General features: G+C 69.6%; 8 protein-coding genes and 1 pseudogene. 3 read left to right on the top strand and 6 right to left on the bottom strand.

Annotation, left to right across the window (positions count from 1 at the left end):
* The 4 genes and pseudogenes from MKK50_RS01405 to lgt all read right to left on the bottom strand — a co-directional run.
* Positions 1-207: pseudogene (locus MKK50_RS01405) on the bottom strand (porin family protein); the annotation flags it as partial.
* A gap of 397 nt (positions 208-604) precedes the next feature.
* Entirely contained in the window at positions 605-1,372 is a 768-nt protein-coding gene (gene pgeF / locus MKK50_RS01400; protein WP_499019857.1) for a peptidoglycan editing factor PgeF, read from the bottom strand.
* 26 nt (positions 1,373-1,398) lie between these two features.
* A complete protein-coding gene (locus tag MKK50_RS01395) occupies positions 1,399-2,484 on the bottom strand; it encodes a class I SAM-dependent methyltransferase (protein WP_499019856.1) in 1,086 nt (361 codons plus the stop codon).
* A gap of 2 nt (positions 2,485-2,486) precedes the next feature.
* Positions 2,487-3,377 carry a prolipoprotein diacylglyceryl transferase gene (gene lgt, locus MKK50_RS01390; protein WP_499019855.1) on the bottom strand — a complete coding sequence of 297 codons (891 nt, stop codon included), beginning with the start codon at positions 3,375-3,377 and terminating at the stop codon, positions 2,487-2,489.
* Positions 3,378-3,517: 140 nt separating this feature from the next.
* Between lgt and MKK50_RS01385 the strand changes: the two genes are divergently transcribed.
* The 3 genes from MKK50_RS01385 (at position 3,518) to MKK50_RS01375 (ending at position 7,201) form a co-directional block, all read left to right on the top strand.
* Positions 3,518-4,198 carry an MgtC/SapB family protein gene (locus MKK50_RS01385; RefSeq protein ID WP_253371578.1) on the top strand — a complete coding sequence of 227 codons (681 nt, stop codon included), beginning with the start codon at positions 3,518-3,520 and terminating at the stop codon, positions 4,196-4,198.
* A gap of 103 nt (positions 4,199-4,301) precedes the next feature.
* Positions 4,302-5,933, top strand: a complete 1,632-nt coding sequence (locus tag MKK50_RS01380) for an alpha-D-glucose phosphate-specific phosphoglucomutase (RefSeq protein WP_499019853.1) — start codon at positions 4,302-4,304, stop codon at positions 5,931-5,933.
* A complete protein-coding gene (locus MKK50_RS01375; protein WP_499019851.1) occupies positions 5,930-7,201 on the top strand; it encodes a hypothetical protein in 1,272 nt (423 codons plus the stop codon). The genes MKK50_RS01380 and MKK50_RS01375 overlap by 4 nt, the downstream gene beginning before the upstream one ends.
* 25 nt (positions 7,202-7,226) lie before the next feature.
* Here the strand turns inward: MKK50_RS01375 and MKK50_RS01370 are convergent, their stop codons facing one another.
* On the bottom strand, positions 7,227-8,132 hold the full coding sequence (locus MKK50_RS01370; RefSeq protein ID WP_499019848.1) for a cell wall hydrolase: 906 nt from the start codon (positions 8,130-8,132) through the stop codon (positions 7,227-7,229).
* A gap of 106 nt (positions 8,133-8,238) precedes the next feature.
* On the bottom strand, positions 8,239-8,496 hold the full coding sequence (locus MKK50_RS01365) for a hypothetical protein (RefSeq protein WP_499019846.1): 258 nt from the start codon (positions 8,494-8,496) through the stop codon (positions 8,239-8,241).
* Between the last annotated feature and the right edge of the window lie 149 nt (positions 8,497-8,645).

Raw genomic sequence — 8,645 nt, 5'->3', positions numbered from 1 at the left:
GACGCCGATCACGGTCGGGACGCGGTCGTCCTGGGTGCCGAAGCCGTAACCGGCGTTGAAACCGGCGTAGAAGCCCGTCCAGGTGAACACCGGCACCGGCTGGAACACCGGCGGGGGAGCCGCGCGGCGCGGGAGGTCGGCAGCGAGCGCCGAACCGGCGAAGGCGATGCCGGCGATGGCCGTGCCGGCGCGAAGGAAGGATTTCATTACTCTGGTCCTCTCTGACTGTACCGATGCTTCCGGAGAAGCGAGGCGGCACGGTGCCCCGTATCTATGCCAGCATCTCGGAAGATGCTGTTGCGGCTTGACCACGCCGACCGTCTCGAAAGCGGCCCCTTTGTGGCGGTGGTCTTTAGTCCGCCGTCGTTCCAACCGGGAAACGTTACCGAACGGCCAAGGTTCACATACGGCCGAGCTTTTTTTGGTGACGGTTCCGGACAGATTGTCGCAGGGGTGCAACCACGGCGTTCCGCGACGGGGAGAGGCTTACGATGGATGCAGTGAGGGATGCGAGTGCTTCAGCGCACAAAAGCCCGGCCGTGGGCACCCTTGCGGCCGGCGTTGCACGGATGCAACGATTTCTGCGGGATCTCCGGAAAAACCCCTACGGCGTCAATGCGATCGCCGAGATCAGGCGCCCGTAATCCGGTTCGCTCCGGTGCGTGGTACGGCGGAAACTATAGAACCGGTCGGGATCGGCGTAGGTGCACAGGCCGAGCGAGGTCGCCTCGCCGATCCCCGCCTGGGCCAGCCGCGCGAGAATGAAACCCGGCAGATCGAACTGCGCGTGGCCCGGCCGCCCTTCTTTGAAGAAGGCCTCGCAATCGGGCACCTCGGCCCGGAAGCGCTCAATGAAATCCAGACCGACCTCGTAGGAGGCTTGCGCGATCGTCGGCCCGAGCACAGCGACGATGCTCCGGCGTTCGGCGCCGAGCGCCTCCATGGCCGCGACCGTCGCTTCGACCACGCCCCCGAGCGCGCCCTTCCAGCCGGCATGGGCCGCGCCGACGACGCGATTTTCCGGGTCGGCGAACAGGATCGGTCCGCAATCGGCCGTGGCGATGCCGAGCGCGAGGCCGGGCACGCGCGTCACCATGGCGTCCGCCTTCGGGCGCTCGGCCAGGGGGAAGGGCACTTCGACGGTCACGACCTCAGCCGAATGCACTTGGTAGAGGCTGACGAGGTTCTCGCGCGGGAGCCCAAGCTGCAAGCACATCCGCGCCCGGTTCTCGGCGACCCTTGCCGGATCGTCGTTCGAGCCGATCCCGCCGTTCAGCGAGGCGTAGAGCCCTTCCGAGACGCCGCCCTGTCGGGTGAAGAAGGCGTGCCGGATGTAGGAGTGCGAGCTCAGCTCGGGCGCTTCGATGAACATGGTCTCGCAGACTTTCTCTGGAAGTCTCAGGAAGGGGGCGGGAGCGCCGGGAGCGGTCCGAGCGCGGGATGGCTGGCGCAGAGCACCTTGAACAGGGCGCCCATCCCGCGCGGGTCCGGGTCGGTCAGGCGAAGGGCGGCGGCGTCGATCGCCTGCGTCTGATCCGGCGTGGCGCGAGCCTTGAGCCGCTCGGCGCGCATCGCAAGGCCGAGCCCCAGCAAGAAATCGCGCTGCGTCACGAGGCCGTGCACGACGGCGCCTTCCGCGGCCGCCGCGCGAGCCAGCGCGCCGAAATCGACATGCAGCGTCAGGTCGGCCTCGCCGGGCCGGGCGAGCGGGTCGGCAAAGCGGTGGCCGGCAACCGCCTGGAAGGTGTCGCCGAAGCCGGGCTGGTCGTATCCGTAATCGATCGCGAGGAGAGCGCCGCCCCGCGCGACGAGACGGCGGCCGAGATCGCGCATCACGGCGAGCCCCTGGCTCGGCAGGGTCAGCACCGCGCCCGCCGGCGCCTGGGCCGTAAGACGCGGATCGGGCTCCGGGTCGAGGCCGAAGGCCAGGGCGTCGCCCTCCGGCGTCAGACCCACGCGGCGCTCGCACCATCCAAGCGCCGTTCGGACGAACTGGCGGGCGGGGAGGGCGTCGAAGAACTCGTTGGCGATGACGAGAAGCGGCGCATCCGGCAGACTCGCCACCGAGTCGTGGAAGGTCGGCGCTGCGTCGGCGAGCCGGTCCGCCTGGAGCCGGCGCAACACCGGGCTGGTCTCGACGAGATGCAGCTCGAAGTCGCTGCCGGCCGCGCGCAGGGCCCGCAGCGCGTCGGCCATCAGCGTGCCGCGGCCGGGCCCGAGTTCGACGAGGCAGGGACGCACGCCCGTCGCCGGCATCATCGCCAGCACCGCGGCGGCCCAGGCGCCGACCAGCTCGCCGAACATCTGGCTGATCTCCGGCGCGGTGACGAAGTCGCCGCCCCGGCCGAAGGGATCGCGCGTGGCGTAGTAGCCGTGCAGCGGATGCCCGAGGCAGAGCGCCATGTAGCGGTCGAGGCCGAGCGGTCCGCTCGCGTGGATCTCCCGCGCCAGGATCGCCAGCAGCGGCGTCGCCTCGGGGCTCACGTTCAGATCTGCCCCGCTTCGGCCTGGATCTCCGGCCCCGTCTTCCGAGGCCGCGTCACCCCGCGGGCAGCGAGGACGATGTAGACGAGCCCGACCAGCGCCATCGGCACGCAGAGCAGCATCCCCATGGTCACGCCGCCGCCGAGCGCGTTGACGTCCTGCCCGAACAGGAAGCCGAGTTGCCGGTCCGGCTCGCGGAAGAACTCGCAGAAGGTTCGCGCCAGCGCGTAGCCCAGGACGAAGATGCCGCCGAGCAGCCCCGGCTTGCGGAAGCCGAAGCGGCGCACGGCGAGCGCCATGACCACGAACAGCAGCAAGCCTTCCGTCGCGGCCTCAAAGATTTGGCTCGGATAGCGCGGCACGTCGCCCCCGGTGGGGAAGACGACGGCGTAGGGGAAGTCCGGCGCGGCGCGCCCCCAGAGTTCGCCGTTCACGAAGTTGGCGATGCGCCCGAAGAACAGGCCCACCGGCACCACCACTGCTGCGATGTCGAGCATGGTGTAGCCGTTGAGGCCGCGCGCCCGAGCGAAGAGCAGCAGCGCCAGGATCGCCCCGAGGAACCCGCCATGGAACGACATGCCGCCGTTGCGGATCGCCAGGATCTCCATCGGATGATCGAGATAGAGCGGCAGGTTGTAGAACAGCACGTAGCCGATCCGTCCGCCGAGCACGACGCCGAGCGCGACCCAGACGATCAGGTCGTCGATGTCGGCGAGCGTCGGGCGCCTGACCACGCCCCAGAGCGAATCCGCCGCGACCAGCCGGCGCGCATAGAACCAGCCGCCGACGAGCCCGGCGATGTAGGACAGGGCGTACCACTTGATCTCGACCGGTCCGATCGAGACTGCGACCGGATCGATGGCCGGGAAGGGGAGGGCAAGAAGCGGCGGCATCGACGGCCCACGAGCGGCTGACGGTTCTGGAATGCGCGCCGCATTGGACCCGTGCCGCCGGGGGCGTCAAGGCAGAGCCGTCGTTGCACGCCGGGAGAACTGGACGCACTCTCGGCCGCCCACGCGAATCGGGAGGAGCGATGCTCGGCAACGCGGAAATGGTGGCGCGCCTCGTGCTCGCGGGGGCCATGGGTAGCGTGATCGGCTTCGAACGGGAGCGGCTGCTTTGGGCCGCGGGCCTGCGCACGCACATGCTGGTCTGCGTCGGCGCCTGCCTCTTCATGATCGTCTCGGCCTTCGGCTTCTCCGACGTGCTGGGTCAGAAGAACGTCACCCTCGACCCCTCGCGCATCGCCGCGCAGGTCGTCTCCGGCATCGGCTTTCTCGGCGCAGGCACGATCCTCCTGCGCGGCGAGGTGGTGAAGGGGCTCACCACCGCTGCGAGCCTGTGGGCGGTGGCGGCCATCGGCCTCGCAGTCGGCGGCGGCCTCTACGTGGCGGGTATCGCGGCGACGATCCTCGTTGTCGGCATCCTCGCGGGCGTGAAGCCGATCGAGGAGAGCTGGCGCGACCGGTTGCGCACCCACACGCTTCATCTCACCGTGAAGGCCGGCAGCCTCTCGATCGATACGCTGCAGGACGCCACCGGCGAGCGGGCCTCGCGCGTGCGCCAGTTCGTGGTGCGCCCCGGCGGGGAAGAGGGGCTGGAGGAGGTGACGATCGCCTTCGTCCGGCTCTCGCAGACGAGCGTCGCGGCCATCGCGGAGCGCCTGCGTCAGAATCCGGCCGTGGTGACCGTCCGCCTCGGCTCCGACCGCTGATCGCCGCATCGGACGATACCGAAATCGGCATCGCAACCCTATACGAACCGGCAAACCGCGCTACGACGTGCGGAGTTTGTCCTTCGCGAGAATCGAGCGAACCATGGCGTCGAAGCGGGTTCCCACCAGCCCCTATCCGGACCAGAAGCCCGGCACCTCGGGCCTACGCAAGAAGGTGCCCGTCTTCCGGCAGCCGCACTACGTCCAGAACTTCGTCCAGGCGATCATCGACTGCATCCCCGACCGGAAGGGCGCGACCCTGGTGATCGGCGGCGACGGGCGCTTCTACAACGAGCAGGTGGTGCAGATCGCCCTCAAGATCGCCGCCGCCAACGGCTTCGGGCGGGTGCTGGTCGGGCAGAACGGCCTGCTCTCGACGCCGGCCGCGTCCTGCGTCATCCGCAAGCATGGGGCCGTCGGCGGCATCGTGCTGTCGGCGAGCCACAATCCCGGCGGGCCGGATGGCGATTTCGGCATCAAGTTCAACGGCAGCAACGGCGGCCCGGCGCCGGAAAGCGTCACCGCTGCAATCTTCGAGCGCACCAAGGCGATCGGCGATTACCGCATCTCCGATGCGCCCGACCTCGACCTCGGCCGGATCGGCACGAGCGAGACCGACGGGATGACGGTGGAGGTGGTCGATCCGGTCGCCGATTACGCCGAGTTGATGCGCACGCTGTTCGACTTCGAGGCGCTCGCCAAGATGTTCGCCTCCGGCTTCCGGATGCGCTTCGACGCGCTCTCGGCGGTGACGGGCCCCTACGCCAAGGCAATTCTGGAGGGGGCGCTGGGCGCGGCGCCGGGTACGGTCGTCAACGGCGAACCCAAGCCCGATTTCGGCGGTCACCATCCCGACCCGAACCCGGTTCACGCCCACGAACTGTTCGACCTGATGCACGGGCCCGACGCGCCGGATTTCGGCGCAGCCTCGGACGGCGACGGCGACCGCAACATGATCGTGGCGCCCGGCCTCTTCGTCACGCCGAGCGACAGCCTCGCCATCCTCGCCGCCCACGCCCACCGCGCACCGGGCTATGCCGGGGGCCTTGCCGGCGTCGCCCGCTCGATGCCGACGAGCCGCGCGGTAGACCGCGTCGCCGCCGCGCTCAAGATCGAGGCGTTCGAGACCCCGACCGGCTGGAAGTTCTTCGGCAACCTCTTGGATGCCGGCCGCATCACGCTCTGTGGCGAGGAGAGCGCCGGCACCGGCTCGAATCACGTGCGCGAGAAGGACGGGCTGTGGGCGGTTCTGCTCTGGCTCAACATCCTGGCCGCGACCGGCAAGCCGGCGCAGGAGCTGGTGCGGGCGCATTGGGCCGCGTTCGGCCGCGACTACTACACCCGCCACGATTACGAGGAGATCGATTCCGGCGCCGCCAACCGGCTGATGGACGGGCTTCGCGCGAAGATCGGCTCGCTGCCGGGTACCCGGATCGGCGGCTTCACGGTGAAGGCGGCGGACGATTTCCGCTACGTCGATCCGGTCGACGGTTCGGTGACGGAGGCGCAGGGCGTGCGCGTGACCTTCGCGGAGGATGCACGCATCGTCTACCGCCTCTCGGGCACCGGCACCGCCGGGGCGACCCTGCGCGTCTACCTCGAGCGCTACGAGGCCGCCCCCGATCGGCTTGAGCTGCCGGTCGCCGACGTGCTCGGGCCCGTGGTCGCGGTAGCGCGGGAGCTGGCGGACATCGCGGCAATCACCGGCCGCGCGGAGCCGAGCGTCGTGACGTGACGCGAAGAGGTCGCGCGCGCGGGGCGGGGCTCGGCCTCGCCCTGGTGCTTGCGGGAGGGCTGCCCGTCCGCGCCGCAGAGGTGGCGCTCGGGTCTTCCCGCTTCGAGCTGCCGGCCGTGTTCGAGGGCTGGCCCCGCCGGGAGGCCGGCGACGGCCTTGTGTTCGAGCGCGTCTTAGAGCCGACCACGCCGCGCGGGCGCAAGGGCGCCGCGATCCTGATCGTCGCCAAGCCGACACCGGCCTCGGGCCGATTCGACGATACGTTCGGCGCCTTCGTCCGCAGTCTCAAGCAGATCCCGCCCAGTGAGAAGCCGCTCACGTCGAGGACGGGCGAAACCCTCGACGGGCACCGCATCCGCGTCGAGCAGCGCTGCTGCCGCACGACCGACGGCCTCCGCATGGCGGCTTGGCATATCGGGATCGCCACCAAGTCGAGCGAGCATTTCCTGATGCTCCTCACGCTTCAGACCGAACGCGAGCAGGAAAAGCCGATCCGCGAGGGGTTCGAAGCGCTGGTGGCCTCCTACCGCCCGGCCAAGGACGACCGCGGCCTCGCGCTCTCGCCGGCCCGGGGGGATGGCGGCCTCGAGGGTCTCTACACGCGCACCAAGACGCAGCTCCGGCCCAACGCCTTCGGCGGGATGGACTTCACCGCGGATCAGGACACGCTGCTGTTCGACAAGGGTGGCCTCTACACCACGGAGCTTCCGCGCGCCGGCGACATGACCGCCCATTGCCGATCCGAGCCGAAGAGCTGCGGCACCTACGCGCTGAAGGGCGGCTGGTTCTCCGCCAACCGCATCGAGCGGGTCGAGGTTGAAGACGGGTTCGGGCGCGTCACGCGCTCCGGCGAAGCGTTCTCCCGCACGAAGGACGGGCTGACCCTCGGCGACCATACCTACTTCGCGGTGCCGCCCTTCGCCGACGGGCACCGGTTCGACGGCACGTGGAACCACACATTCGGATCGAGCGGCGCGATGGGCTCGGTCGGCGGCACGCACACCCTCGCCCTGACGCCCGACGGCCGCTTCACCCGCGAGGGCGGCGTCGGCTTCTCCTCCACCGGCAGTTCGATGGACGGCGGCACCGTCGTGGCCGGCCACAGTCGGCGGCCGGTGCGCAGCGGCCGCTACAGAGTTTCGGGTTACCGGCTGACCCTGACGGACGAGACCGGGGCCGAGGAGACGCTGAGCCTGTTCGCGCCCGACCGGGATTCGCACAAGCTGCTGGTGATCGGCGGCGCCAACTATCTTCGGAAGGGGCAGTGAGTGGAGACCCCAGCGTCGAACGGCATCACGTCTGGTTCGGCTTCAGCTGATAGAAGATGTGTCGCCCAATCATGTCCTTGCGCTTGAGCCGGCGCGACCAGCCGGGGCGCACGTAATCGGCGTGGTAGTGGGTCGCGCCGCCGACCTCGCTGACATAGGTGCGACCGTCGATGACCGCGCTCGCGACGCGGGTCGCGCTGCGCCAGGATTCCGCATCGGTGATGCGCAGCGACTTGCCCTCGCAGGCGAAGGAGAACTGGCAACCCATGAAGCGGTGGCGGTTCTGGTAGACGACGCCGCAGACCGAGGACGGGTAGAGCCCGCTCTTGACGCGGTTCAGAATGACTTGTGCGACGGCGGCCTGACCCTCCTCGGGCTCGCTGCGCGCCTCGAAATAGACGGCCTCGGCGAGGCAGCGCTGCTCGCGGTCCATCGCATTGGGATCGATCAGGTCGGCATAATGGGACTTGGCCTCCGGCGCCGTCATCTGCGGATCGAGGGCGGAGGGGCCGCGGTCGAGACGAGCCGAGAAGCCGGGAAGCGCGAGGTTCGCCGCGGCGACCTCGATCGGGGTCGCGTCGGCGGGCGCCGGCGTCACCGAGGATAGCGCGACGGCGCGGGGCGTGGCGGGGGTGGCGCCGTCCGAGTCGGCAAGCGCGGGGAGTCCGTCCTCTCCCGGCTCGGCTTCATGGGAGGTGCCGGGCGCCACCAGACCGGCATCGATGACGTCGGGGCTCCACGTCGTGGAGGCGACCAGCGCACTTGTCGCGGCAACATCCCGCTCGGACAGCCGCCCGGAGCGGAGCGTCGCGTCGGTGCCCGCGGTGGCGGTGAAGGAAACCAGCAGGCCGCTCGCCAGCATCCACGGCACCACGGCCGAGACGATCCAGCGGGGGCCAAGCCCCAGGCCTCGAATGCGCCTCGTACGCAACGCCGACACTCCACGTTCACGAGCGGCCGGAAGGCCTAGCTTAGACCAAGCCGGGGCGCCCGTTCCTCATGAGCGGAGTTTAATCGCGAACGTGGTTGCCGGACGGTTAAGGGTTCGGGCGGACGTGTTGCTGGATCAGGCCGTTGACGAGGATCGCGGCGTAGCCGCTGCTATTCTGGGCGGCGACGATCATCCGGCCCGCCTCGCGGTCGTTGCGGTCGGCCTCGAAGTAGACGAGCCCGGTCACACCGGCCGCCGCGGTCAACGCAGCGATGATCCAGAGATAGGCCGCCTGCATCGCCCGGTGACCGGGAACGATGGCGCGATGATCGAGGAGGGCAGAGGGGGAGTCGGGGTGCGACATGCCTGGAAGTCCCGCGAATGCCCTGGTCGGAAGACCAATCGGCGCTCTCCGCGCTATGGACTCCGGCTAGCAGGTAACGTGCCCGTGCGACACGGGTTCAGGCCGCTGTCCGCAAAATTATTGCGAAGCTTGCCCGACCTCCCGGAAGG

The sequence above is a fragment of the Methylobacterium sp. J-043 genome, from assembly GCF_022829505.1.
GTDB classification, from domain to species: Bacteria; Pseudomonadota; Alphaproteobacteria; order Rhizobiales; family Beijerinckiaceae; genus Methylobacterium; species Methylobacterium extorquens_A.
This window is presented reverse-complemented; position numbering and strand designations above follow the sequence as displayed.

Excerpts from the sequence above, each read along its gene's own strand:
- MKK50_RS01385 (WP_253371578.1), top strand. The coding sequence starts at position 3,518 with ATGCTCGGCAACGCGGAAATGGTGGCGCGCCTCGTGCTCGCGGGGGCC.
- MKK50_RS01365 (WP_499019846.1), bottom strand. The coding sequence starts at position 8,496 with ATGTCGCACCCCGACTCCCCCTCTGCCCTCCTCGATCATCGCGCCATC.
- pgeF (WP_499019857.1), bottom strand. The coding sequence starts at position 1,372 with ATGTTCATCGAAGCGCCCGAGCTGAGCTCGCACTCCTACATCCGGCAC.
- lgt (WP_499019855.1), bottom strand. The coding sequence starts at position 3,377 with ATGCCGCCGCTTCTTGCCCTCCCCTTCCCGGCCATCGATCCGGTCGCA.
- MKK50_RS01380 (WP_499019853.1), top strand. The coding sequence starts at position 4,302 with ATGGCGTCGAAGCGGGTTCCCACCAGCCCCTATCCGGACCAGAAGCCC.